Origin of the sequence: Shigella sp. FC1544 (genome assembly GCF_001722145.1) — a bacterium.
Classification (GTDB): domain Bacteria; phylum Pseudomonadota; class Gammaproteobacteria; order Enterobacterales; family Enterobacteriaceae; genus Escherichia; species Escherichia coli.
The window spans coordinates 40,575-65,158 of the sequence record NZ_MECT01000333.1; the positions used below are offsets into that span (position 1 = coordinate 40,575).

The following is a 24,584-nucleotide window of genomic DNA, read 5'->3' on the forward strand; positions in this document are numbered from 1 at the left end:
CTTGAACAACCAATAAACCCCGTAAATTGTCCGGCATTTCGTGAGGAATGCCGACATTTATGCTCGCCGACCACCGCCCCCGTTATTTTGTGCTATGTTTATTGAATAATGCGCTTTGCTTTTAACTTTTAAAGCAGAAATATTGCATAATTATTCTGTCAACGGTACTATCTTCGACCTCAATAGCTATCAGACTGCCAGTATACGAGTGTCAATGAGTATTCAATTAAACGGCATTAATTGCTTCTACGGCGCGCATCAGGCGCTGTTCGATATCACGCTGGATTGCCCACAGGGCGAAACGCTGGTGTTACTTGGCCCCAGCGGCGCGGGTAAAAGCTCGCTGCTGCGTGTACTCAATCTGCTTGAGATGCCGCGCTCCGGTACGCTCAACATTGCAGGCAACCATTTCGATTTCACCAAAACACCCTCTGACAAAGCGATTCGCGATTTGCGTCGTAACGTTGGCATGGTGTTTCAGCAATACAACCTGTGGCCGCATCTGACCGTGCAGCAAAACCTGATTGAAGCGCCCTGCCGTGTACTGGGGTTGAGTAAAGATCAGGCGCTGGCCCGTGCAGAAAAACTGCTGGAACGTCTGCGTCTCAAACCTTATAGCGATCGTTACCCGCTGCATCTTTCTGGTGGTCAGCAGCAGCGTGTTGCTATTGCCCGTGCGTTGATGATGGAACCGCAGGTACTGCTGTTCGATGAACCGACCGCCGCACTGGACCCGGAAATTACGGCACAAATCGTCAGCATCATTCGTGAGCTGGCAGAAACGAATATTACCCAGGTGATCGTCACCCACGAAGTTGAAGTGGCGCGTAAAACCGCCAGCCGAGTGGTGTATATGGAAAATGGTCATATCGTAGAACAAGGCGACGCGAGCTGCTTTACCGAGCCGCAAACCGAAGCATTTAAAAACTATCTCTCTCACTAAGATTCGGGATAACAACAATGAAAAAAGTTCTGATTGCCGCGTTAATTGCAGGTTTTAGTCTTTCCGCCACAGCTGCCGAAACCATTCGTTTTGCTACCGAAGCATCCTATCCTCCGTTTGAATCGATTGATGCAAACAACCAGATCGTTGGTTTTGACGTCGACCTGGCACAAGCGCTGTGTAAAGAGATTGATGCAACCTGCACTTTCTCTAACCAGGCGTTTGACAGCCTGATCCCAAGCCTGAAATTCCGTCGCGTAGAAGCCGTGATGGCGGGCATGGATATCACTCCGGAGCGTGAAAAGCAGGTGCTGTTTACCACCCCGTACTATGACAACTCTGCCCTGTTTGTGGGTCAGCAAGGCAAATACACCAGTGTTGATCAGCTGAAAGGCAAAAAAGTCGGCGTACAGAACGGGACGACACACCAGAAATTCATTATGGATAAGCACCCGGAAATCACCACCGTTCCGTATGACAGCTACCAGAACGCAAAACTGGATCTGCAAAACGGGCGTATCGACGGCGTCTTCGGTGACACCGCAGTGGTCACTGAGTGGCTGAAAGATAACCCGAAACTGGCGGCGGTGGGCGACAAAGTGACCGATAAAGATTACTTCGGCACTGGCCTCGGCATCGCGGTACGTCAGGGCAACACTGAGCTGCAGCAGAAACTCAACACTGCGCTGGAAAAAGTGAAGAAAGATGGCACTTACGAAACCATCTACAACAAATGGTTCCAGAAGTAATTCCTGATGAATGAATTTTTTCCTTTAGCAAGCGCGCCGGGATGACCGTCGGCCTTGCCGTTTGTGCATTGATTGTCGGGCTGGCGCTGGCGATGTTCTTTGCGGTATGGGAGTCGGAAAAATGGCGTCCTGTCGCGTGGGCAGGTTCAGCGCTGGTAACCATTCTGCGTGGCCTGCCAGAAATTCTGGTGGTGCTGTTTATCTATTTTGGCTCCTCGCAGCTGCTGCTGACGCTTTCGGATGGCTTCACTATCAATCTTGGGTTCGTGCAGATCCCAGTGCAGATGGACATTGAGAACTTCGACGTTAGCCCGTTCCTTTGTGGTGTCATCGCTCTGTCACTGCTGTATGCCGCCTATGCCTCGCAAACGCTTCGGGGCGCGTTGAAAGCGGTGCCGGTGGGTCAGTGGGAGTCTGGTCAGGCGCTGGGGCTGTCGAAATCGGCTATCTTTTTCCGTCTGGTGATGCCGCAGATGTGGCGTCATGCGCTGCCTGGCCTCGGTAACCAGTGGCTGGTGCTGCTGAAAGATACCGCGCTGGTCAGTTTGATTAGTGTGAATGATTTAATGCTGCAAACAAAAAGCATCGCTACTCGTACCCAGGAACCATTTACCTGGTACATTGTGGCGGCGGCGATTTACCTGGTGATCACCCTGCTCAGTCAGTACATTCTCAAACGCATTGACCTGCGCGCGACACGTTTTGAGCGGAGGCCCAGCTAATGTTTGAGTATTTACCCGAACTGATGAAAGGGCTACACACCAGCCTGACGCTAACCGTTGCCTCGCTGATTGTGGCACTGATTCTGGCATTGATTTTTACCATCATCCTGACGCTGAAAACGCCGGTGCTGGTGTGGCTGGTGCGGGGTTATATCACGCTGTTTACCGGTACGCCGCTGCTGGTGCAGATCTTCCTGATTTATTACGGGCCGGGCCAGTTTCCGACTTTGCAGGAGTATCCGGCACTGTGGCATTTGTTGTCAGAACCGTGGTTATGTGCGCTGATTGCGTTATCGCTGAACAGTGCGGCGTATACCACGCAGCTGTTTTACGGTGCAATTCGTGCGATCCCAGAAGGTCAGTGGCAGTCCTGTAGCGCCCTGGGAATGAGCAAAAAAGATACGCTGGCGATCCTGCTGCCGTATGCCTTTAAACGCTCGCTCTCTTCTTATTCCAACGAAGTGGTGCTGGTGTTCAAAAGTACCTCTCTGGCTTACACCATTACGCTGATGGAAGTGATGGGATACAGCCAGTTGTTGTACGGACGCACCTACGATGTAATGGTGTTCGGTGCGGCAGGGATTATTTACCTGGTCGTCAACGGCCTGCTGACGCTGATGATGCGTCTGATCGAGCGCAAAGCACTGGCATTCGAACGGCGGAATTAATGTAGCTGCGTACATTCGCCGGGGGGTTTGTAGGTCTGATAAGACGCGCCAGCGTCGCATCAGACATCAGCACGGTGCCTGTGCCGGATGCGGCGTGGACGCCTTATCCGGCCTACATAGTGCATAAATTCTTATAATGAAGACGGACAACTCACTAAGTTATCCGTCTTTTTTTATTTCATTTAAATTATTTAATCATATTTATTGCATATAAATTCACTTGATGACATTATTATCCCATGCCGCAGACACGGCCAAAAATCATAAGATTGACAGACGGGAGTTCCATCATGAAAAAGTTAGTTCTTGCCGCTTTACTTGCTTCCTTTACTTTCGGTGCTTCTGCCGCAGAGAAAATCAATTTTGGCGTTTCAGCCACCTATCCACCCTTTGAATCTATAGGTGCTAATAATGAGATTGTCGGCTTTGATATCGATCTGGCAAAAGCCTTGTGCAAACAAATGCAGGCAGAATGTACTTTTACTAATCACGCGTTCGACAGCCTGATCCCGTCACTGAAATTCAGAAAATATGACGCCGTAATCTCCGGTATGGATATCACGCCCGAGCGTAGCAAGCAGGTATCTTTTACCACGCCCTACTATGAAAACTCAGCCGTCGTGATTGCAAACAAAAGACTACCTACAAACGTTTGCCAATCTGAAAGGCAAACGTATTGGGATGGAAAACGGCACCACGCACCAGAAATATATTCAGGATCAGCACCCCGAAGTGAAAACTGTCTCCTATGACAGTTATCAGAATGCCTTTATCGATCTGAAAAATGGTCGTATTGATGGGGTATTTGGTGACACAGCGGTGGTAAACGAATGGCTGAAAACCAATCCGCAACTGGGCGTTGCTACTGAAAAAGTGACCGATCCGCAATACTTCGGCACCGGTCTGGGCATCGCTGTACGTCCGGATAACAAAGCTCTGCTGGAAAAACTGAATAACGCGCTGGCAGCAATTAAAGCTGACGGTACATATCAGAAAATCAATGACCAGTGGTTCCCGCAGTAATTGAGACTGATGACAAAAGTAAGATTGCCTGATGCGCTGCGCTTATCTGGCCCACATCAACTCTGCAATGTATTGATTTAGCATGATTTTGTAGGCCGGATAAGGCGTACACGCCGCATCCGGCATGAACAAAGCGCACCTGATCAGCAATCTGAAGCCGCACCTGCGGCTTTTTTATTGCTTCACCAGCAGCGTCAGCACTTCATAGTGCGCGGTGTGCGGGAACATATCAAAAAGCTGTACCCGTTCGATGCGAAACCCAGGCAGTTCGCGGATATCTTTCGCCATAGTTTGGGCGTTACAGCTGGAGTAGATGATAAAACGCGGTGCCATCGTTGAGAGATAATCACACAGCGGTTTACCAATGCCGCGGCGCGGCGGGTTAACCAGCACCAGCTCCGGCACCTCCCCCTGAGCAGTGGCAAACTGAGTGGAGTCCAGCGCCTGAAATTGTAAACGAGTTAAGCCCAGTTCAGCGGCTGACTGCTTTGCACAGGCAATGGCCTCTGGCGCAATTTCGATCCCGGTTAACTGCATGTCAGGCGTCGCGCAGTGTAAACCAAAGCCCCCCACACCGCAGAACAGATCCCACATATGTTTAACTGGCAGCTGCGTACCCAGTCGCGCGCGGTAGCGTACAGCTGGCTGGCGACCGCCGGATTAGTCTGGAAGAAACTTTGCGGACGGATCCACAGCGGTACGTCATTAAAACGCTCTGCCAGCGCCTGTTGTTCAGTCAGGTAGATCTCCGTCTCCCCTTCCATAATCGCCATATGTACCGGCTGAATATTGACGGTAATAACTTTCAGTTGCGGTAGTTGTTCCTGTAACCACGGCAGCGCCTTACGCAGTTGTGCCAGTTTGGTTTCAGAACGCAGTACAAAGCGCAGCATCATGCCGCCATCGCTCTGGCTTTCAGTCAGCAGAATGTATTTCAGTTCGCCACGCTTACGCGCCACGTTGTAGGGCGTTAACCCCGCACAGGCGATAAACGGTTTTAGCGCCGCAAAAACGGGCGCAAAAGAGGCAGGATAAAGCGGGCAGTCACAAAGGTCTTCCGGCGTGCCATCGCGATGCAGCATACCGAGCAGTGGTTTTTCAACGCTACCACTCACCACCATTTTGGCTTTATTACGAAACCCTTGTTCCGGGCCTGACACCGGCGCGCACCATTCCTCAACCGGAAAATCGGCGAGCAGATTTTTAAGATCGGCGGTTTTAGCGGAGAGTTGCTCTGGAATCGGCTGCGTTATCCACTGACAGGAACGACAGCGACCCGCGTCGTAAAGTGCGCACTGCATACATTGACCTTCACATCATCAGGGGCGACGATTATACACATTATTGCAACTGGAAGAACCGCCGACTGGTCGAGGGAACGAACAGCAGCATCAGGATGAGCATATCCGGCAGCTTCTGCAGCATCAGGCTATGGAAGATTTCACGTTTTGATTCACCGGGAATGCTGAACAGCTCCGGATAACCATACCCCAGCGAAGCCGCCCACAAGTAACTTGCGGCGGTGATTTGTGTCAGCAGATATAGCCAGCGCGCCCAGCGACGCCCTTTCACCAGTGAAAACGCACACCAGATCTCGATAAAAACCAGCACCAGACTGCTTAAAAATACCAGCGTTAAGCTCCAGGTTTGTACGCTGCGATGAATGAACTCGCCAATACCGCGCACGCCCAGCGTATTGAAAATCATCAGCACGTCGAGGCCACGGATCATAATAATGGCGAGCGCCGCTACCTGCACCAGCGCAGGCACATTCAGGCGAGCATGAGATGAAGATGTTTTCTTAAAAAATCCCAACGTTTCGTCTTCCATGAAAACAATGCCGCGGCATGCGCGGCATTATGTAGCCAGGTTGGCAAATTTTAGTGTCTTCAGCCATGTCTTGCACGCTGGATATCGCGTATCCGCTGTTTTTCTGCGCGAGCCATCAGATACCAGGCGATAAATCCGACAATTCCGACCGCACCGAGAATTAACGTTGCAAGGGCGTTGATTTCCGGATTCACCCCCATCCGCACGCTGGAAAAGACCAGCATCGGTAACGTGGTGGCTCCCGGCCCGGAAACAAAGCTGGCGATCACCAGATCATCAAGCGACAAAGTAAAAGCCAGTAACCAGCCAGAAATGATCGCAGGCATGATCATCGGTAGCGTAATGACGAAAAACACTTTCAGCGGCATCGCACCGAGATCCATCGCTGCTTCTTCTATCGAGCGATCCAGTTCCCGCAGACGCGACGAAATAACGACCGCCACATAAGCCGTACAGAAAGTGACATGCGCCAGCCAGATGGTAAGCATACCGCGGTCCGCAGGCCAGCCAATGGCATGAGCAAGCGCGACGAATAATAACAACAGCGACAAGCCCGTGATGACATCTGGCATTACCAGCGGCGCGGTGATCATAAAGGCAAAGCCATTTGATCCGCGAAACCTGCCAAAGCGCACCAGCACCACCGCCGCAATAGTCCCGAGGATCGCCGCCGCCGTTGCCGCACAGGCAGCAATTGTCAGGCTTAAACCAACCGCACTCATCATCGCGTCATCGCGCAATAACTCACCATACCAGCGCGTTGACCAGCCGGCCCACACCGTCACCAGCTTCGAGCTGTTAAACGAATAGATAACCAGCATCAGCATTGGCGCGTAGAGAAAGGTAAAGCCCAGCAGCAAAATCACAATCCGCCAGGGCGAACGAACTACCGGTAAATTATTCATCCGTGTTCTCCCACGCTTTTTTGCTGGTGTTTGTGGAACCACATTATCGGCACAATTAGCAGCAGCAACATGATGATCGCTACCGCCGCGGCCACCGGCCAGTCGCGGTTATTGAAAAACTCTTGCCATAGCACGCGCCCGATCATGATGCTGTCCGGGCCACCGAGCAGTTCCGGGATCACAAACTCGCCCACAGCCGGGATAAACACCAGCATCGATCCGGCAATAATCCCACCTTTAGTCAGCGGCACGATCACAGTAAAGAACGTTTTCAGCGGTCGTGCACCGAGATCCAGCGCTGCTTCCACTAGCGAATAATCAATACGAATCAACGCGGTATAAATCGGCAGCACCATAAACGGCACGTAGGCGTAAACAATGCCAATATAAACTGCCAGATTGGTATGAAGAATGGTCAGCGGTTGATCGATAACCCCCAGCCACAGCAGAAAATTATTCAGCACACCGTTGTTTTTTAATATTCCCATCCAGGCATAAACGCGGATCAGAAACGAGGTCCACGACGGCAGGATCACCAGTAGTAATAAAATATTACGGGTCGAAGGCTTACTGTGCGCCACCGCCCACGCCAGCGGATAGCCGATCAGTAAACAGCAAAATGTCTAAATCGCAGCCACCTGTAGCGACTGGAGATAAGCATCGAAATAGAGCGGATCGTCGGTCAGTTGCAGAAAATTACCGAGATTAAGAGTGATGGACAGTTGCCCGTCAGCCCACTCCATCAGTTCGGTATAAGGTGGAATAGCGCGCGCCATCTCCGCCAGGCTTATTTTAAAGACAATCAGAAATGGCAGCAGAAACAGCAAGATCAACCAGATATATGGCAACGCAATGACCAGTTTGCGCCCATGCTTCATTTGCAGCTGCGACAACCACAGCTTAAATCCGCCCGGCGGTTTCGACTGGGCAGCAGGTTCAAGTGTATTCATCTTTGCTCCTTAAACCGTCAGCACCACACAGCTGTCCACTTCCCAGCACAAACGCACTTCGTCGCCCCAGGTCGGTAACCCTTTACGATGACGATGGGCGTTTTGTAGCTGGGCGCTAATCATCTGCCCACTTTTCAGACGAACGTGATACACCGAAAGATCGCCGAGATAGGCAATGTGTATCACCTCCCCCACCGCGAAGTTACAACCATTGGCGGGCGGCTCTTCGCAAAGCATGATTTTTTCCGGCGCAGCGCCACATGTACCGGCACGTTATCGACCACCGAGGCATCCGCGTCGACTTTCAGTGGATGCACCAGCCCAGGCGAATAAAGCACAAGCCCATCCTCATGACGCTCTTTGAGTACACCTTCAAAGACATTAACCGAACCGATAAATTCAGCACTGTAGCGGGTGGTTGGATGTTCGTAGATCTCTTCTGGCTCGCCAATCTGGACAAATTTCCCGCGATTCATAATGGCGATACGTCCCGCCATCGTCATCGCCTCTTCCTGATCGTGAGTGACCATCACACAGGTCACGCCGACACGCTCCAGAATATCCACCACTTCAAGCTGCATCCGGTCACGCAGCTTTTTATCCAGCGCGCCCATCGGCTCGTCGAGCAGTAATAGTTTCGGGCGCTTGGCAAGGCTTCGGGCCAGCGCCACACGCTGTCGCTGACCACCGGAAAGCTGATGCGGTTTGCGTTTGGCGAACTCCTGCATGTGCACCAGGCCGAGCATCTCATGGACCCGACTGGCAATTTCCGCTTTCGGTAGTTTGTCCTGTTTCAGGCCAAAAGCGATGTTCTGTTCCACGGTCATATGCGGAAACAGCGCGTAAGACTGAAACATCATATTGATGGGGCGCAGGTAAGGCGGCACCTGTGACAAATCGACGCCATCGAGCATTATCTGCCCGGCAGAAGGTTGTTCAAAACCTGCCAGCATACGCAGCAGCGTGGACTTGCCACAGCCGGAAGCGCCCAGCAGCGCGAAGATTTCACCTTTGTAGATGGTCAGGCTGACATCATCGACCGCATGCTGACCATCGTAGGATTTGGTGAGGTTGCGGATTTCTAATAGCGGCGTCAGCGCCTTACGGGTTTTCGCCTGCGGGCGAGGGATAGCGTCATTCACGGCTGCTCTCCGGCATTGAATGTGTGCAAGCGCACCATGATGGTGCGAATTGCCGGCGGGTGTGGTGCGCCCGCCCGGCATCTAAGGCTGCGGATTATTTTCCGCTCTTCACTTTGGTCCACGCGCGGGTGCGCACACGGTCGATTTTCGGATCCTGTACTTTCAGAGTGAATAGCTTCGCACGAACGTCCGCCGGAGGATAAATACCCGGGTTCTCACGGACTTCCGCACTCACCAGCGGCGTGGCTGCTTTATTGGCGTTGGCATAGAACACATGGTCGGAAATATGCGCTACTACATCCGGGCGCAGCAGGTAATTCAGGAACTGATAGGCTTCGTCTTTGTTTTTGGCATCCGCAGGCATGGCGAATACATCAAAGAACGCCATCGCCCCTTCTTTTGGAATCGAGAACGAGACATTCACTCCATTCTTCGCTTCCTTCGCGCGGTTTGACGCCTGCCAGACATCACCTGCCCAGCCGATAGCGACGCAAATATCGCCGTTTGCCAGGTCGTTAATGTATTGAGATGAATGGAAATAACGAATGTTCGGGCGCAGCTTTAACAGCAGATCGGTTGCCGGTCCGGTGTAATCATCCGCTTTAGTGCTGTTGGGATCTTTGCCGAGATAATTCAACACGGTAGCAAAAACTTCTTCTGGCGCATCCAGGAAAGAGACACCGCAGCTTTTCAGTTTTTCCAGATTTTCAGGTTTGAGGATCAAGTCCCAGCTATCGACGGGCGCGTTTTCGCCCAGCACAGCTTTAACTTTATCAACGTTATAGCCAATCCCGGTCGTCGCCCACATATAGGGCATAGCAAATTTATTGTCGGGATCGTGTTTGGCGACCAGCTTCAGCAGCTCCGGGTCGAGATTCTTCCACTCCGGCAATTTGCTTTTGTCCAGCGGCTGGAAAACTCCCGCAGTCAACTGGCGTTCAAGAAAGCTGGCAGATGGAACCACCAAGTCAAAGCCGGTGCTACCCGCCATTAATTTGCCTTCCAGTACTTCGTTAGAGTCGAAAACATCGTAGACGACTTTAATACCGGTTTCTTTTTCAAAATTGGCCACCGTGTCAGGGGCGATATAATCAGACCAGTTATAAATGTGGAGTGTTTTTTGTTCAGCCGCGAGCGTGCCGACAGAGACGGCCATCAGAGCACCCGCAACCAGACCCGAAAGCCATTTTTTATTTAAGGCGGTCATATCTCTTTCCTTCTGAAAGTTCGTTAACAAACGAACAAAAGTTGTCATACTAAAAGATATGCAATAAACGTGCATATTTTTTATCGGCGCGGTGTAAGAAAAGAGAACTCTCTCCCGGCCAGCACTGCTCGCTATATAAAAGCATCGCAAGAATAACTTTAGCCAGGGTTTGAGACTATAGCTCGGATTAAAAAACGGTATTTAACAAATTGTTATGCGTATTTGCTCTATGTGATAAAGCCAAATCGGCACAAGAAAAGTGAAATAATCTTTAAGAAAAGGTTAAAAACAGCAGATAATTTTGCAGTGCGCAGTCACTGCACCAGCGACTGCGTGCTCGAAAGGAGTTATCAGTGGAGGAAATAGTTTTCGGTAACGTTGTTTTGCCCTTCATCGTCAGTCGGTAACAGCAGTTGATGGGCATTAGCTTCAAGAATGACCATCGAAATCTGCTCTTCGCTCTGACGCACGAACCATGCAAACTGCTCGTAGGTTACGCCCTGCATAACGGATAAAGACTGGCAAACCACCAGCTTTGGCAGATTATCATCCTGCATATCAAGAAATGCTTTCACGGTCAGCGAACTGGCATTGATGGCAGATAAATCCGCCGCCAGCGGCAATACGGCTGAAGGTCGGACTTCCGCCATGGCAGAAAACAGGATCGTGTTATCGATCAGATCGATTTTGGCATCAAAGACACCGTCGAAATTCTGCATATGGGGCAGATGCAGAGCCTGACAGTTATCACATTCAAAAAAACTCATCCCCAGGTCATCGAGCCATTGACGCAGCGTATCCAGACCAGGAACGACCAGCGATGTCATAATTTTGTACAACCTCTTTCGATAAAAAGACCGGCACAGCTTACGCAAAAAGCGCAGGCAAAACCATGATCAGTAATGTGATTGCGACTAACCACCCGTTTTCAGGCAATATTCTGTCGTAGCGTAGCGTTCGATCCAGCGGATCATTTTACCCGCGATGTCGATACCAGTGGTTTTTTCTATTCCTTCCAGCCCCGGCGACGCATTCACTTCCATCACCAACGGCCCGCGATTAGCACGCAGAATATCCACACCAGCAACGTCCAGCGCCATCGTTCGCGCGGCTTTTATCGCGATTTCACGCTCCTGTGGTGTGATACTGGCGACGCTTGCCGCGCCGCCACGATGCAAATTGGAACGAAAATCGCCCTCTTTCGCCCGCCGTTCAATCGCAGCGACCACTTCATCGCCAACAACCAGACAGCGGATATCGCACCCTTGCGCCTCTTTGATATATTCCTGCACCAGAATATGCGCGTTCAGACCGCGGAAAGCGTCAATCACGCTTTCCGCCGCCTGACGCGTCTCCGCCAGCACGACGCCAATTCCCTGCGTGCCTTCAACCAACTTGACCACCAGCGGCGCACCACCGACCATGTCGATTAAATCGCTGGTATCATCCGGCGAATGCGCAATGCCCGTGACAGGCAGGTCGATGCCCTGACGCGTCAGCAGTTGCATGGAACGCAATTTGTCACGCGCCCGGGCAATGGCGACCGACTCATTGAGCGGATAGCTCCCCAGCATCTCGAACTGGCGCAGTGCCGCCGTCCCATAAAAGGTAATGGCGGTGCCAATACGCGGGATCACTGCGTCAAAATGGGGTAACTTGCGGCCTTTGTAGTGAATAGAAGACGCCGCAGGATTTATGTTCATGTAGCAAGAAAGCGGATCAAGAATTTCAACCAGGTGACCGCGCTGTATAGCGGCTTCACGCAGCCGCTTACACGAATAGAGCGTTCCATCCCGGGACAATATGGCAATTTTCACCCTGCACCTCTCTGTCAGACCAGGTCAAAAGCCCGCGTATCATACATCGACGTGGCGGTTTTAGCGCGTCGCCCAACCCTGTTTGTGCAAATAATCCAGAATAAATGGGCGGCTTTCTTTAATGATTGTTCGGCGGATATGATCGCTCCAGGTATCCCGGCGATTATTGCTGCCACGGGTGAGGTAATATTCCGCCAGTTGCTCGTCATACTGCGCCAGTGCGTCTTTATCCAGCGGTTGATAGCTGTTTTCATGCACCAAAATGGAGGCCGGTAAACGCGGCTTGAGATCCGGATTATCCGCAGGCCAGCCAAGGCACAGCCCAAACAGCGGCAGAACATGCTGCGGTAATTTCAGCAGTTTCGTCACCGCTTCAATATTATTGCGCAGGCCGCCGATATATACCCCGCCCAATCCCAGCGATTCCGCTGCGGTTAATGCATTCTGCGCCATCATTGCCGTATCAACGACACCGAGCAACAGTTGTTCCGCCAGGCCGAGCTGAGCATCCGGACAGATCTGTAAATGGCGGTTAAAGTCGGCACAGAACACCCAGAACTCCGCCGCTTGCGCTACGTGTTTTTGCCCGCCGGTCAGCGTTACCAGTTCTTCACGTAATGCTTTGTCGGTAATGCGAATAATGCTACTACACTGCAAAAAACTGGAACTGGACGTCGCACGGGCGCTGTTAATAATCGCCTCACACTGCGCTTCGGAAATGGGTTCATCAGTGAAATGGCGAATGGAGCGATGGCCACCAATAAGTTCAATGGTTGGCGTCATTATCTTTTTCTCTTTCTGAACGTGAATATTGCGGTGGACGGTTCATCAGCTGTGGGGCAAGACGTTTTGCCACCTGAAGAATAACCACCACCGCAGCGGGAAGCATGAGCAAAACACCGAGAAAAATCATCAGAATCTGCACTTCTGGCCGAGAAAATGGCTCAGGCAGCGACAGGGAGTCGCTTACCGACAGCAGCGCCACCGCCAGTAGCATCATTCCGATAAATTCCAGTATCAACACGCCTTTAGGCAATTTACCGATCGCGCGCATACGCTTCCCTCTGCAAAGTGAGCCTTCAGTCTAAAACTTTTCACTGTATTGTGTTTAACAGTTATAGCTTTTAGCAATTAATGCAACAGGTTAAACCTACTTTCAGCGAATACATTTTAGCGTGATCATTACAGGCATAAATCTATGAGGAGAGAAATAATGCAAACCGTTATTTTTGGTCGTTCGGGTTGCCCTTACTGTGTGCGTGCAAAAGATCTGGCTGAGAAATTGAGCAATGAACGCGATGATTTTCAGTATCAGTATGTAGATATTCGTGCGGAAGGGATCACTAAAGAAGATCTACCACAAAAGGCAGGTAAACCCGTAGAAACCGTGCCGCAGATTTTTGTCGATCAGCAACATATCGGCGGCTATACCGATTTTGCTGCATGGGTGAAAGAAAATCTGGACGCCTGATCGTCTGACAAGCCCTCGCGTTGAGGGCTTTACTGATTTTTTCTGTGCTGTGGTTTAAACAAACTACTGATAAATAAGAAACACAGTGCCCCCAGCGCACACCAGAACACCGCGCTTAGTAACCATGCCAGCTCTTGCCAGAATGAGCGCGTCGGTGAAAAAAACAGCCGCATAATGAGCATTGAACAGGGTGCCGCCAGCATTGCGCCAAATAGAGGTTTCAGGACTTCTCTACGCTGTGAAAAGAAACTGGCAACTGCTCCAGGAAGAATGAAAAACAGCAAGCCGATTTCAGGATGCCCGGCAGCCCGAAAAGCGCCTTTCATGTACGTCGCCAGAAAAAGGCACACCACAATGAAGAGGACAAAACAGCAGATTGCCCCTGCCCAACGTTGTTTATGTTTCACTCGTTCCTCCTGACACTGCGTCTATCGAACACATTTTTCGCCAGTGTGGCGTTCAGTAAGATAAAGCCGCTTCGCATTCCATGCTAATATAGGCCAACGCAATTCATATAGCCGTTGATACCTAATGTGATTACACTAGTAAAATACATTGTTACTTTACTATCGTTTAGGTGCGCTGAATGAATCTGCGCCCTGAATTCTGGTAAAAAACATTATCGTAAATTACCATTTCTTTCAACAGCTTACTAGTAAACAAGAAGTTAGCCTCCGTGAATATAAACGTCGCCGAATTGTTAAATGGGAATTACATTCTGTTATTATTTGTGGTCCTCGCGCTTGGGCTATGTCTCGGAAAGTTACGACTTGGTTCGATCCAACTGGGTAATTCCATTGGCGTTTTAGTCGTATCGCTGTTATTAGGCCAACAACATTTCAGCATTAACACCGATGCGCTTAATCTTGGCTTTATGCTGTTTATTTTCTGCGTCGGGGTCGAAGCCGGACCGAACTTTTTTTCCATTTTTTTTCGCGATGGGAAAAATTACCTAATGTTAGCACTGGTGATGGTTGGCAGTGCGCTGGTGATCGCCTTAGGGTTAGGTAAGCTGTTTGGCTGGGATATTGGCCTGACGGCCGGTATGTTAGCAGGCTCTATGACGTCGACACCGGTTCTGGTCGGTGCTGGCGATACACTGCGTCATTCCGGCATGGAAAGCAGGCAGCTCTCACTGGCACTGGATAATCTGAGCCTCGGGTATGCCTTAACCTATTTAATCGGTCTGGTGAGTTTGATTGTTGGTGCGCGTTACTTGCCGAAATTGCAGCATCAGGACTTACAGACCAGCGCCCAGCAAATCGCCCGCGAACGTGGCCTGGACACTGATGCCAACCGTAAGGTTTATTTACCGGTGATCCGCGCCTATCGCGTCGGCCCGGAGCTGGTGGCCTGGACCGACGGCAAAAATCTGCGTGAACTGGGTATTTATCGACAAACCGGCTGCTACATTGAACGTATTCGACGTAACGGGATTCTGGCAAATCCAGACGGTGATGCCGTGCTACAAATGGGCGATGAAATAGCGTTGGTAGGCTATCCCGACGCCCATGCCCGACTCGATCCCAGCTTCCGTAACGGTAAAGAAGTTTTCGATCGTGACCTTCTCGACATGCGTATCGTCACTGAAGAAGTGGTCGTTAAAAACCATAACGCTGTAGGTAAACGTCTCGCACAACTGAAGTTGACCGATCACGGTTGCTTCCTTAACCGCGTCATTCGTAGCCAGATTGAGATGCCGATAGATGACAACGTCGTGCTTAACAAAGGTGACGTTTTACAAGTCAGCGGTGATGCCCGTCGCGTAAAAACCATTGCCGATCGCATCGGCTTTATCTCGATTCACAGCCAGGTCACTGACCTGCTGGCATTTTGCGCCTTCTTTGTTATTGGGCTGATGATCGGGATGATCACCTTCCAGTTCAGCACATTCAGTTTCGGCATGGGGAACGCTGCCGGGTTGTTATTCGCCGGAATTATGCTGGGCTTTATGCGTGCTAACCACCCGACCTTCGGTTACATTCCGCAAGGTGCATTAAGCATGGTGAAAGAGTTCGGCTTGATGGTGTTTATGGCAGGCGTTGGTCTGAGCGCCGGTAGCGGTATTAATAACGGCCTGGCCGCGATTGGCGGTCAGATGTTGATTGCCGGATTAATTGTCAGTCTTGTGCCCGTGGTTATCTGTTTCTTGTTCGGTGCTTATGTATTGCGAATGAACCGCGCACTGTTGTTCGGCGCAATGATGGGCGCACGCACCTGCGCGCCGGCAATGGAGATCATCAGTGATACAGCTCGCAGTAACATCCCTGCGCTGGGCTATGCGGGCACCTACGCAATCGCCAACGTCCTGCTGACGCTGGCAGGGACAATCATCGTCATGGTATGGCCAGGATTAGGATAAAACTGAAGTTGCCCTGAAAATGAAATTTTTTTGCACAACCGCAGAACTTTTCCGCAGGGCATCAGTCTTAATTAGTGCCACTGCTTTTCTTTGATGTCCCCATTTTGTGGAGCCCATCAACCCCGCCATTTCGGTTCAAGGTTGATGGGTTTTTTGTTGTCTGAAATTTATGCCTTTTAAAATCATGATGTTAGAAGCACTGTTTTTTAACGATGGCGACAAAATGGCGGCAGCGTCAAAGAGAGAGCGCCACCTGTCCTGATTTCATTGGATGCGGCTGAACCGGATTTGACTCTTTTGGCGTTGCAATCGAACGAACAAAAGTTTCATGGGTAACAAAAGTATGGCTGCAGTTAATGTTCTGGCACTGGTTGTAACGCTCTTTGGTCAATGAAGATACCTGAAAACTGCTGCGAGTATGGGCGGCACTTCCACACAGTGGGCAAATCATCATTTTTCGAGTTCTCCCCATTTTTGCTAAATTCACAATAATGATACCGCATTATTCCATTTTGCAAACTTAAAAGTTCTCCATTGCGAAGAATCATTCCATTTCGAAATCATCAATCCTCACTTCAAGCTCCAGACTGGTCGTAAAACCGTTATCCGGGCTGACAGTATGCGTCAGAGTCGTAATGGTCCATTCCGCATCATCTATCGGCTGTTTAAAGCCACTGACCTTCACAGGCATTTCTGTGTAGAGATCTGCCCGCCCTTCCGCCAGTTGTAGCGAGAATGATGCAACGCCGCGTTGCAGGCGTTCCCACTGCATTTTCGCTGCCCGTTCGGCGTTGCTCCGGTTGGCATAAGTGCGATTAAGTACCAGCACGTTTTCATCCGTACCCACCAGGTAATCGCCCTGCTTCGCTTCCGGCTCTTTCTTCTGCTTCTTAGTCCTGCGCTTACGCTTCACAGTGGTGCTTTCTTTCTTCGCGGGTTCGCGGGTATGCAACCAGCTGGCAATGACGCCCGTGTAAGCTCCGCGATCTGCCAGGGTAAAGCGGTGACTGTCGCCGTCCTTGCGTGTGATAGTGATCACCGGTAGTGGTTTACCGCTGGCGCTTTTACCCTGCCCCTGCCGGATGAATAACAGATTGCCATTTTTCACCGACGCAATAGCACCGTACTGGCGCGCCAGCCGCATCAAAAAACTGCCGTCACTCTCATTAGTCTGGTCTATATGCTCCACGAGTTTATCCGACAAGTCTTCACCCAATGCCATCTTCAGTTTGTGCCGCGCAGCTATTTCCTTCACCACTTCCCCAACGGTGGTCTTGTGCCACGACTTTTCACGGCGGGTATTCAGCGTTTCACGAAAATCAGCACTTCGCGCCCGGATAGTCAGGCGATCCGGTGCGCCAGTGTGTTCAATCTCGTCCACCGTGAATGCCCCTTTCGGGAAAAGCGGCTGTCCCTTCCAGCCCAGCGCCAGCGTAATGACAGCCCCACGGCGCGGCAGCACGATTTTTCCATCGGCGTCGTCCAGCTCCAGATCAAGCTGGTCCGCCTCAAAGCCCCGGTTATCCGTCAGCGTCAGCCCCATCAGGCGGTTGTCCAGCACAGTGGTGATATCCCTGCCTTCAATACTGATGCTGAATGCCGGAGTTTTGTTGCCTTTGTTAAGCAGTTCAGAGCTGAAATTCACAACAGCAGCCCTCCCACCGTTTTACTGATATCGCTTAAGGCAGATGTTGCCGTTCCCTGCAGATTATTCAGTTGCGCACTGAGATCACCGAACATATCGGACAGGGATTCATCCACGCGTTTTAGCGACAGGGTGAACTCAATCCGGCGCGGCATACCGTCGCGGAAAAACTCCGTTTTAGTCTGATTCAGTCCCTCAATCACATACATGCCGTAAATCGTGCCGCTGCCTTCAATCAGGGGCCATGCTTTTCCCTGTTCTGCCATCTGCTCCAGAGCCAGCAACGACAGCCTGCCGCCCGTTACCTCCGGCATAAGAACACCAGAAAGCGTCAGCATGTCGTTGTCCGGTCCCAGAAACTGCGTTGACGGGCGTCGGTTTACCCGGCTGTTTGCCGCATGTCGCCAGCTGCGTTGATACTGCAGCTCCTGATACGGCACGGTGCGCAGCATAAACACGTACAATCCCAGCACCATCATCATGCGTCGTATCCCCCCTGATCGCTGTAGTTACTCCTGGCTTTTGCCTTCAGCCTGCGTTCACGTTCATCAAGCTGGCGGGCCACCTCCCGCGCAATATCCTGCGCACTTTGTCCTGGCTGCGTTTGAATGATGATCTGCATCGGTGCCTCAATCCGTTGAACGGGCGGCACAGTGGCTGCACGACTCACCATCGCTTCACCGCCTTTCGCGGGAAGTGCCAAAGGGTGCAACGGTGGAAGCTCTGCTGGCGTAGCAGCAACACCCATCATTCCGGCAACAACGGCAGCCAGTGCAGCTGTATTTCTCCGGCTGGTCACATTTGCCGGGCCGTTAACAATTTCCGGCCCGTTTTCACCGACGATGCCAAACTGCCCGCGCGGGATATACCCGCCGCTGTCATACATCCCCGCAAAGCCATATCCCCATGACGGAAAACCACCCGATGGCATCATCACTTTACCGTCTGCATTCACCGTCGCAGGTTGCTGACGCGTCACGCTTTCCGGCAGTTTCGCCTTTGCGGCCTCTTTACTGACAATGCCAAGTTTCTCCAGCAACCAGGAAACGCCGGATTTCAGGGAGTCCAGCGGATGCATGACCATATTCAGCCCTTCCGCCAGAGCCTCCCCGAATCGTCGCCCCATTGCCGCTGCACTCTGCAGTTCGGCAGAGGTCGACTTAACGGGCGTCAGCAGATCAGTAAACCAGCCCCACAGCGCCTGTACTTTGTCGCCAATCCACTGGAACACAGGCTTAAGCGGTTCGAACGCGGCACTGACAGGACCTGCCGCCGCTTTGAATCCTTCCACCACGCCACCGAGAAATGTGGTGATAGGCTGCCAGTATTTCCAGACAACCAGCGCCACACCCGCCAGTGCAGTAACCACAAGACCTATCAGACTGAGCAGAGCACCTAACAGACCAGAGACGGCATACAGGGCAACGCGCAGCATCGCCAGTGGACCGGATGCGAGCATACGCAGCACCGTGCCTGTGACAGCCAGTCCGCCGCGTAGTACCGCCAGTGGATTCATAAACATCACAGCAACCGCACGTAAACCGGATAATCCAGACCCGCAAAAGTGCAACCGGCGCACCTGCTACAGTTTTCAGGACATTTCCCGTCAGTGATGCCGTGCGGCGCAAAGACGACAACGGCGCAGTAAGTAAACCTGCAGCGTTGCCCGATGAAGCAAGCCCGCGTCGCAGCAGTGCCAGTGGTGCGCCAGCCAGCCAGGACAACGCGTTGCTGGTTCGGGTTACTGCTGCCGTAACGGAAGGTAACGTTTTGATACCCAGCACAGAGAATCCCAGACGGATGACTGCCAGCGGCCCCAGCACTGCAGCCAGCGCCACCTCTAAGGTGCCGAGGCCCACGGTAACGGCAGCTACCACAGCGGCTACTTTCATCAGAGTGCCCGTCAGTTCCGGGTTAGCTTCCACCCAGCGACGCAACGCCCCCGTGACGCTTTTCACCGTGTACAGAATATCCATCAGCGGCTGGCGCAGCGTTTCCCCCAGGCTGCTGAAGGTGTTCTGTGCTCCGGTTTTGACCAGCAACCACTGAGCAGAAAGTGAATCCTTGTTGATGTCGGATTCTTTCTGCATGGAACCGAGCGCATCATTGCCCGCAGTCAGTTTTAACTGGCGCTGAAGTTCCGGCAGGTTGTTTGCCAGTTTCGCTGCGTCATCGCCAAACTCTTTACCAAACAACATGGTCATGGCAGACAGGCGCTTATCCTGTGGCAGCGCATTCACCTTCTCCAGCACCCGCTGGATAGTTCCCATCGCATCCTTCGTCATCTGCTTTTCAATCACTTCTGGATTGAGTTTCAGCAGATTCATCCCTTCAAAGAAACTCTTGCTTTGCATGGTGGCAATGGACAATTCACGCACCATCGCGTTTGCTGCACTGGCTGCAACCTCAGGCGCAGCGCCGAGTGTCAGGAAGGTGGAACCCAGCGCCGCCGCTTTACGATAATCCAGACGGTCAGCCACACCGCCCAGGCGTTGCATGACATCAATGATGTCCGCCCCTTTCGACATGGCGTTATCATCCAGATAGTTCAGCGCATCACCGAGCTGCTCAATATTGCGGGTAGGGATTTTGTAGAGCTGGGCGATTTTCCCCAGACTTTCTGACAGTTCATCCGCTGGCAGTTCAAAGGCTGTTGCCGCCTTTGCCGCCGTGCTGGCGAAGGCCAGCAGGTCACGTTTCTGGTCTTCCCAGCTGTCGTCAGGGTTTGCGACGTTCATGCGCGCACCACCTTCAACCAGTGCGGCGAAGTCCACAGCACCGTTTTCCATCGGCAACTGTTCGCTGGCAGCCTTGATGGCACCCTGCATTTCGTAAAAACGCGCAGTGCGGTTGCCATTATCGTCACGCAGACCATTGACCTGCTTTGCCACACCTTTCATGGCATCTTCCATGCTGGTATAGCTTTTTACTGCCGCCATCACTGGTGCGCCCATTGCCAGCCCTGCAGCCGTGGTGGTGCTCCGGCACCTGCAATACGATCCCTTACCTCAAGACGCCTGGCGTAAGCCCCCCGGGCGGCGTGCATTTTTCGCTGTTGCTCCCCGACACGTCGTAACCTCGCTTCCTGCTCAGAAAGCTGCCTGTTATAACGCATCGTTTCACGGGTAATGCGGGCCGTCGCACTGGCGCCATCATTAGCTGAAATACCAGCACGATAAAGTTCTGCACGCACAAGCGCCGTCTGCTGCTGCAGCTTTTTCTGGCGTTCTTCCAGGCGCTGAACAGCCAGCCGTTGACGGCCCAGAGCAACAACCTGACGTTGCGAAGGCGGCCCCATCGCTCCCAGTTCCTGACTGAGCAAATTTGCACGCTGGCGGGCATAGTTCAGCCTGTCGCCTAATTTCTGATTTTCTGCCTGCAGCTTTCGGAAGCTGTCCAGACTGCTCCCGGCCTGATCAAGCTGCTTTATTGCATCGCGGGATTTTTTGACAGCAGCAGCCAGTTCTCTTGAACTGGCCTGCGCGGATCGAAATGGGCGGGTGAGTTTGTCAACCGCATTAAGAATCACCTGCAGACGCAGGTTATTGTCACTCATGGCTGGCCCCGCTTCTCTGAATCGCTTTATCCCGCCATTCCAGCACTTCGGTCAGCGGCATAACGTCAGTAACGGATGGCGGCCAGTGAAAGATGGTGGCGATATCAGCCACCAGATCGTCAACCGTCAGGCTGTCGGTAAACCGGCAAGCACCGACTTCTTCAACAAAAAAGTGACAACCTCAACCGACATGGCAGTGAGATCTGCCGGGTCCATCTCTGCAATTTCCTGTGCAGTCAGTGCCGGACTGGAGATGCGGGGGATCACGGTCATCATCGCGTTCACATCCATATCCATAATGGCCTGCAGGCGTGTGCCGCGCAGCGCACCGGACTGCGGTTTACGCAACACAATTTCGGTAATTTCTGTTTTACCGCGCATGATGGGAGTATCCAGTTGAATGGTCTTTTCAGTCTGCTTATCGCTCATTTTGTTGTCCTGTAAATTAGGTTCTGGCGCGGCATTCCGCGCCGTTCAGATACATCAGAGGCCGAGGGCGTTGCGGTGCGCTTCCATCAGGTCCACACCGTCCACAATTTCCACCATGTTGATCAGGTCCACTTCATAGAGCACCTCACCATTGATGGTCAGCTTCGCGTAGCTGTTGGTACTGGTCACTTTGGTAGTGTTGCTTTCGCCCGTCTTCCACTCGCCGGAATCTACTTCTTTGTGACGTCCACGCACCACAAGCTCCACGGCCTGCACTTCCCCGGTATCATCACGCTGAATAGAGCCGGTAAAGCGCAGCTGGATGCCATCCACCGTGGCTTTGCCCATCTGCTTAAACAGCAGCAGTTCAGTACCACCAATGGAAAATTCTGTATCCAGTGCACTGTCATCCAGTCCCAGATCCACATCCACCGCTCCGGGCATACCGCCGCCGCGATACTTCTCATATTTGCGGGTGAATTTCGGCAGCGTCAGCGACTCAACGATCCCCTGCCAGTTGTTCCCGTCGTTAAACAGGTTCAGGTGTTTTAATTTGCGTGGTAAAGCCATGTTGTCCCCTTACGCGCTGACCTGGCTGGAGAAATTCACCAGGTACTGATCGGTGATGCGCTGACGCAGCATCAGGTTTTCAAGTGGCGGCACTGGCGTGTAGTCGTAATCGATGGTGAGTTTCCCGGCTTTCAGCGTGTCTTTATCGTTCACCGACTCGTCCAGCCAGCAATCACCACCAATGAGATAGCCCTGACTGACCAGGCTACGCATTTTGGCGCGGATACCTTCGATAATGTCGCGGGCCAGCGACGGGTTCAGCGGTTTGTCCACCGCCCACATGTGCGCTTCTGCCATCGTGTCCATCAGCACCTGCGCCGTGCGGGTGTAGTTTTCGAAGGCAAAGAGCGGATCATCGCTCAGACAGCGGGAACCCCAGAAGCGGAAACCGTCTTTGCGGATAAGCGTGGTGATATCGTTCTGGTTAAGCAGACCTGCATCGGTTGCCGGGTTCTGCAGATCCCAGAACACATCAGCAGAAATTCCGGTGACACCGTTCACGCCCACGTTGGACAGGCTTTTGTGCCATCCGGTCTGCTCATCAATTTTAGCGCGCAGACCGAGCGCACGGGCGGTGGCATAAGCCGTTGCTTCGGCATTCAGCACCGTGTCCCAGCCAGTAAAGTCGGGCCAGATCAGCATTCCTTCACGCTGACTGAAGTTTTCACGGTAAGTGATTGCTTCCTGCACCGTCTTGCAACCATACGCTGACAGGTAAGCAAATCCACGCAGGCTTTGCGCCACGCTCAGCAACTCAGTAGCTACCGCCTTCGTGTCGTGACCTGGCACGCCGAGAATGCGCGGTTTAACGCCGAGCTGTGACTGGGCAGATAACAGGGCTTTCATACCTGTTTTTTTACCCTCGGCGGTCACTGCGCCAATGATATTGGTTGTGGTTTCTTCTTCCGTTTCACCCTGCGGCACACGCACAACAACGGTCACGGGTTTTGCCTGGTCAGCGATGGCATCCAGCGAACGGGCCAGCGTGCCAGACTCACCCGCTTTACCGCTGGCGGTCAGCACATCAGTGATCAGCACAGGTTTATTAAGAGGAAACATTTTTGCATCGGCATCATCGCCCGTGCAGACCATACCCACGATGGCGGTGCTCACCGTGGTAATGGATCGGGTGCCTTCGTTGACTTCAACAACGCGCACCCCGTGGTGGTAATCCTGAGCCATAGTGGCGAACCTCCTGATTGGATTAGGCTTCGCCCTATGTTGAAGTGATTGTGCCTGACAAACAGCTAAGCGCAGTTGTGTCGTTATTCACACAAAATGACGGTATTTGTCCGCTTACAGGAAAAATCAAAATAATACTGACTCAGGGCGATTCATTGCTCTCATTCGCCGGAAATTTTCTATAAATGGTAGAAACGCCCACATCAAAAATCAGTGCAATACGCTGTCTTGATTCTCCGGCCTCGAGTAAACGTCCAATCTGTGCCCACTGTTCGGTGGTCAACTTAGGACGGAGTCCACCTACTCTGCCTTTGGCACGAGCTGCAGCCAGCCCTGCTCTGGTACGTTCAACTATCAGTTCACGTTCCATTTCAGCCAGAGCCCCCATGACGTGAAAAAAGAAACGGCCCATTGGGGTACTGGTATCAATACTGTCAGTCAGGCTTCGGAAATTCACACCACGCTGGCGCAACTCTTCTATCAGCGTAACAAGATGCCGCATACTGCGTCCCAGTCTGTCCAGCTTCCAGACAACCAGCGTGTCTCCTGCCGATAGTGTCCTGAGCAGTTTTTTAAGCCCCGGTCTGTCGGGCTTAGTGCCACTGATTTTATCCTCAAAAATCCGCTCACATCCCGCGCAGTTCAGTGCATTACGTTGCAAATCGGTGTTCTGGTCATTTGTTGACACGCGTACATAGCCAATAAGCATGATCAATCCCCTGAATAAAAACCGGGGATGATGCCAGTTAGCCATTATCTCTGCATTTTCTTAAACGTTGGTTTGGGAGAAGGCTCTGCATTACCTGTTGGTGTGCCTGTTCCGTGGCCTTCAGCCACTCCGCCGACAGGCTGGCTGAAATGCAATGGTGCGGCTTTTTCTGCTGAAGAATACCCGGAACTGGCAAAGGCTTACCCGACAAATAAATTGCCTGATTTACGCGGTGAGTTTATTCGTGGCTGGGATGACGGACGTGGAGTGGATAACGGAAGGGGATTATTAACGCTTCAGGACGGTGCGATTGTCAGTCATAACCACTATTGGGGAATCTGGACTTCACGAACTAACGACCAGACTCTGGAAAGTTTTACAGGCACCACGATTTTAAAACAAATCACGCCCCTGTCTCCGGCCATTGACTTCGATAATTACCCAATTCCCAACCCGGCTATTACAGAGGGTGGTGTTGTTGCGGCAACGACTAAACCTGCAGGTGCGAATGAAACACGCCCACGAAATGTCGCTTTTAACTATATTGTGAGGGCTGCATGGTAATGCTGCCAACTTACTGATAGTGTTTTATGTTCAGATAATGCCCGATGACCTTGTCATGCAGCTCCACCGATTTTGAGAACGACAGTGACTTCCGTCCCAGCCTTGCCAGATGTTGTCTCAGATTCAGATTATGTCGCTCA

23 protein-coding genes and 6 pseudogenes are annotated in these 24,584 nt (G+C 52.0%); 8 read left to right on the forward strand and 21 right to left on the reverse strand.

The features are described 5' to 3' along the window. Nucleotides 1-214 precede the first annotated feature (214 nt). The 5 genes and pseudogenes from artP to artJ all read left to right on the forward strand — a co-directional run bounded on the left by artP (nt 215) and on the right by artJ (nt 4,105). Nucleotides 215-943, forward strand: coding sequence for an arginine ABC transporter ATP-binding protein ArtP (artP, locus tag BGK49_RS15685; RefSeq protein ID WP_000027205.1), 729 nt, complete (start codon nt 215-217; stop codon nt 941-943). Between the two features lie 17 nt (nt 944-960). Beyond that, nucleotides 961-1,692, forward strand: a complete 732-nt coding sequence (gene artI / locus BGK49_RS15690; protein WP_000756569.1) for an arginine ABC transporter substrate-binding protein ArtI — start codon at nt 961-963, stop codon at nt 1,690-1,692. Nucleotides 1,693-1,698: 6 nt separating this feature from the next. Beyond that, nucleotides 1,699-2,414 (forward strand): annotated as a pseudogene (artQ, locus tag BGK49_RS15695) (arginine ABC transporter permease ArtQ). Further along, nucleotides 2,414-3,082, forward strand: a complete 669-nt coding sequence (artM, locus tag BGK49_RS15700) for an arginine ABC transporter permease ArtM (protein ID WP_000464491.1) — start codon at nt 2,414-2,416, stop codon at nt 3,080-3,082. The pseudogene artQ and the gene artM overlap by 1 nt, the downstream one beginning before the upstream one ends. 290 nt (nt 3,083-3,372) lie before the next feature. Continuing rightward, nucleotides 3,373-4,105, forward strand: a pseudogene (gene artJ, locus BGK49_RS15705) (arginine ABC transporter substrate-binding protein ArtJ). A gap of 174 nt (nt 4,106-4,279) precedes the next feature. Here the strand turns inward: artJ and rlmC are convergent. The 10 genes and pseudogenes from rlmC to BGK49_RS15760 form a co-directional block, all read right to left on the reverse strand. Continuing rightward, nucleotides 4,280-5,406, reverse strand: a pseudogene (rlmC, locus tag BGK49_RS15710) (23S rRNA (uracil(747)-C(5))-methyltransferase RlmC). A 40-nt stretch (nt 5,407-5,446) separates the two neighbouring features. Next, the gene (locus BGK49_RS15715; protein ID WP_000389260.1) at nt 5,447-5,935 is read right to left on the reverse strand and encodes a YbjO family protein; all 489 of its coding nucleotides are present in this window, start codon (nt 5,933-5,935) and stop codon (nt 5,447-5,449) included. Nucleotides 5,936-5,994: 59 nt separating this feature from the next. Continuing rightward, nucleotides 5,995-6,840 (reverse strand): putrescine ABC transporter permease PotI, encoded by an 846-nt coding sequence (gene potI / locus BGK49_RS15720; RefSeq protein ID WP_001061649.1) that lies wholly within the window; start codon nt 6,838-6,840, stop codon nt 5,995-5,997. Then, a pseudogene (potH, locus tag BGK49_RS15725) lies at nt 6,837-7,790 on the reverse strand (putrescine ABC transporter permease PotH). Before potH ends, potI begins: the two are co-directional and overlap by 4 nt. A 9-nt stretch (nt 7,791-7,799) precedes the next feature. Then, a pseudogene (gene potG, locus BGK49_RS15730) lies at nt 7,800-8,932 on the reverse strand (putrescine ABC transporter ATP-binding subunit PotG). A gap of 94 nt (nt 8,933-9,026) precedes the next feature. Continuing rightward, nucleotides 9,027-10,139, reverse strand: a complete 1,113-nt coding sequence (potF, locus tag BGK49_RS15735; RefSeq protein ID WP_000126072.1) for a spermidine/putrescine ABC transporter substrate-binding protein PotF — start codon at nt 10,137-10,139, stop codon at nt 9,027-9,029. Between the two features lie 350 nt (nt 10,140-10,489). Beyond that, entirely contained in the window at nt 10,490-10,966 is a 477-nt protein-coding gene (locus tag BGK49_RS15745) for a type III secretion system chaperone family protein (RefSeq protein ID WP_000203025.1), read from the reverse strand. Nucleotides 10,967-11,053: 87 nt separating this feature from the next. Beyond that, nucleotides 11,054-11,956 carry a 30S ribosomal protein S6--L-glutamate ligase gene (gene rimK, locus BGK49_RS15750; RefSeq protein ID WP_000684347.1) on the reverse strand — a complete coding sequence of 301 codons (903 nt, stop codon included), beginning with the start codon at nt 11,954-11,956 and terminating at the stop codon, nt 11,054-11,056. A 60-nt stretch (nt 11,957-12,016) separates the two neighbouring features. Then, entirely contained in the window at nt 12,017-12,739 is a 723-nt protein-coding gene (nfsA, locus tag BGK49_RS15755; RefSeq protein ID WP_000189183.1) for a nitroreductase NfsA, read from the reverse strand. Next, on the reverse strand, nt 12,723-13,010 hold the full coding sequence (locus BGK49_RS15760) for a DUF1418 family protein (protein WP_001201560.1): 288 nt from the start codon (nt 13,008-13,010) through the stop codon (nt 12,723-12,725). The genes nfsA and BGK49_RS15760 overlap by 17 nt, the downstream gene beginning before the upstream one ends. 159 nt (nt 13,011-13,169) lie before the next feature. Here BGK49_RS15760 and grxA point away from each other — a divergent pair, with 159 nt between their 5' ends. After that, nucleotides 13,170-13,427 carry a glutaredoxin 1 gene (gene grxA, locus BGK49_RS15765; protein ID WP_001195239.1) on the forward strand — a complete coding sequence of 86 codons (258 nt, stop codon included), beginning with the start codon at nt 13,170-13,172 and terminating at the stop codon, nt 13,425-13,427. Between the two features lie 29 nt (nt 13,428-13,456). Here the strand turns inward: grxA and BGK49_RS15770 are convergent, their stop codons facing one another. Further along, nucleotides 13,457-13,834, reverse strand: a complete 378-nt coding sequence (locus BGK49_RS15770) for an inner membrane protein YbjM (RefSeq protein ID WP_000681113.1) — start codon at nt 13,832-13,834, stop codon at nt 13,457-13,459. Between the two features lie 269 nt (nt 13,835-14,103). Between BGK49_RS15770 and BGK49_RS15775 the strand changes: the two genes are divergently transcribed. Next, nucleotides 14,104-15,789, forward strand: coding sequence for an aspartate:alanine antiporter (locus BGK49_RS15775; RefSeq protein WP_001024873.1), 1,686 nt, complete (start codon nt 14,104-14,106; stop codon nt 15,787-15,789). Nucleotides 15,790-16,024: 235 nt separating this feature from the next. On the opposite strand, the gene BGK49_RS15780 is transcribed toward BGK49_RS15775, so the two are convergent. From BGK49_RS15780 to BGK49_RS15820, 9 genes and pseudogenes are all read right to left on the reverse strand, one after another. Continuing rightward, the gene (locus BGK49_RS15780; RefSeq protein ID WP_000972391.1) at nt 16,025-16,243 is read right to left on the reverse strand and encodes an ogr/Delta-like zinc finger family protein; all 219 of its coding nucleotides are present in this window, start codon (nt 16,241-16,243) and stop codon (nt 16,025-16,027) included. A gap of 90 nt (nt 16,244-16,333) precedes the next feature. Continuing rightward, nucleotides 16,334-17,434: a phage late control D family protein gene (locus tag BGK49_RS15785; RefSeq protein WP_001011770.1), complete on the reverse strand. Its 1,101-nt coding sequence runs from the start codon at nt 17,432-17,434 to the stop codon at nt 16,334-16,336. Beyond that, complete coding sequence (locus BGK49_RS15790) at nt 17,431-17,916, reverse strand: phage tail protein (protein WP_000980402.1); 486 nt, start codon at nt 17,914-17,916, stop codon at nt 17,431-17,433. Before BGK49_RS15790 ends, BGK49_RS15785 begins: the two co-directional genes overlap by 4 nt. Next, nucleotides 17,913-20,990: pseudogene (locus tag BGK49_RS15795) on the reverse strand (phage tail tape measure protein). Before BGK49_RS15795 ends, BGK49_RS15790 begins: the two are co-directional and overlap by 4 nt. Next, complete coding sequence (locus BGK49_RS15800) at nt 20,983-21,102, reverse strand: GpE family phage tail protein (RefSeq protein WP_000763310.1); 120 nt, start codon at nt 21,100-21,102, stop codon at nt 20,983-20,985. The pseudogene BGK49_RS15795 and the gene BGK49_RS15800 overlap by 8 nt, the downstream one beginning before the upstream one ends. 14 nt (nt 21,103-21,116) lie before the next feature. Continuing rightward, nucleotides 21,117-21,419: a phage tail assembly protein gene (locus BGK49_RS15805; protein WP_001281016.1), complete on the reverse strand. Its 303-nt coding sequence runs from the start codon at nt 21,417-21,419 to the stop codon at nt 21,117-21,119. A gap of 54 nt (nt 21,420-21,473) precedes the next feature. Then, a complete protein-coding gene (locus BGK49_RS15810; protein ID WP_001207660.1) occupies nt 21,474-21,989 on the reverse strand; it encodes a phage major tail tube protein in 516 nt (171 codons plus the stop codon). Nucleotides 21,990-21,998: 9 nt separating this feature from the next. Further along, nucleotides 21,999-23,171 (reverse strand): phage tail sheath protein, encoded by a 1,173-nt coding sequence (locus BGK49_RS15815; protein WP_000046144.1) that lies wholly within the window; start codon nt 23,169-23,171, stop codon nt 21,999-22,001. A gap of 142 nt (nt 23,172-23,313) precedes the next feature. Further along, nucleotides 23,314-23,880 (reverse strand): recombinase family protein, encoded by a 567-nt coding sequence (locus tag BGK49_RS15820; RefSeq protein ID WP_000905012.1) that lies wholly within the window; start codon nt 23,878-23,880, stop codon nt 23,314-23,316. Between the two features lie 27 nt (nt 23,881-23,907). Between BGK49_RS15820 and BGK49_RS15825 the strand changes: the two genes are divergently transcribed. Beyond that, the gene (locus BGK49_RS15825; RefSeq protein ID WP_000983057.1) at nt 23,908-24,444 is read left to right on the forward strand and encodes a phage tail protein; all 537 of its coding nucleotides are present in this window, start codon (nt 23,908-23,910) and stop codon (nt 24,442-24,444) included. Nucleotides 24,445-24,454: 10 nt separating this feature from the next. Here BGK49_RS15825 and BGK49_RS27520 read toward each other — a convergent pair. Next, on the reverse strand, nt 24,455-24,584 hold a 130-nt coding region (locus BGK49_RS27520; protein WP_001554957.1), incomplete at its 5' end, for an IS1 family transposase.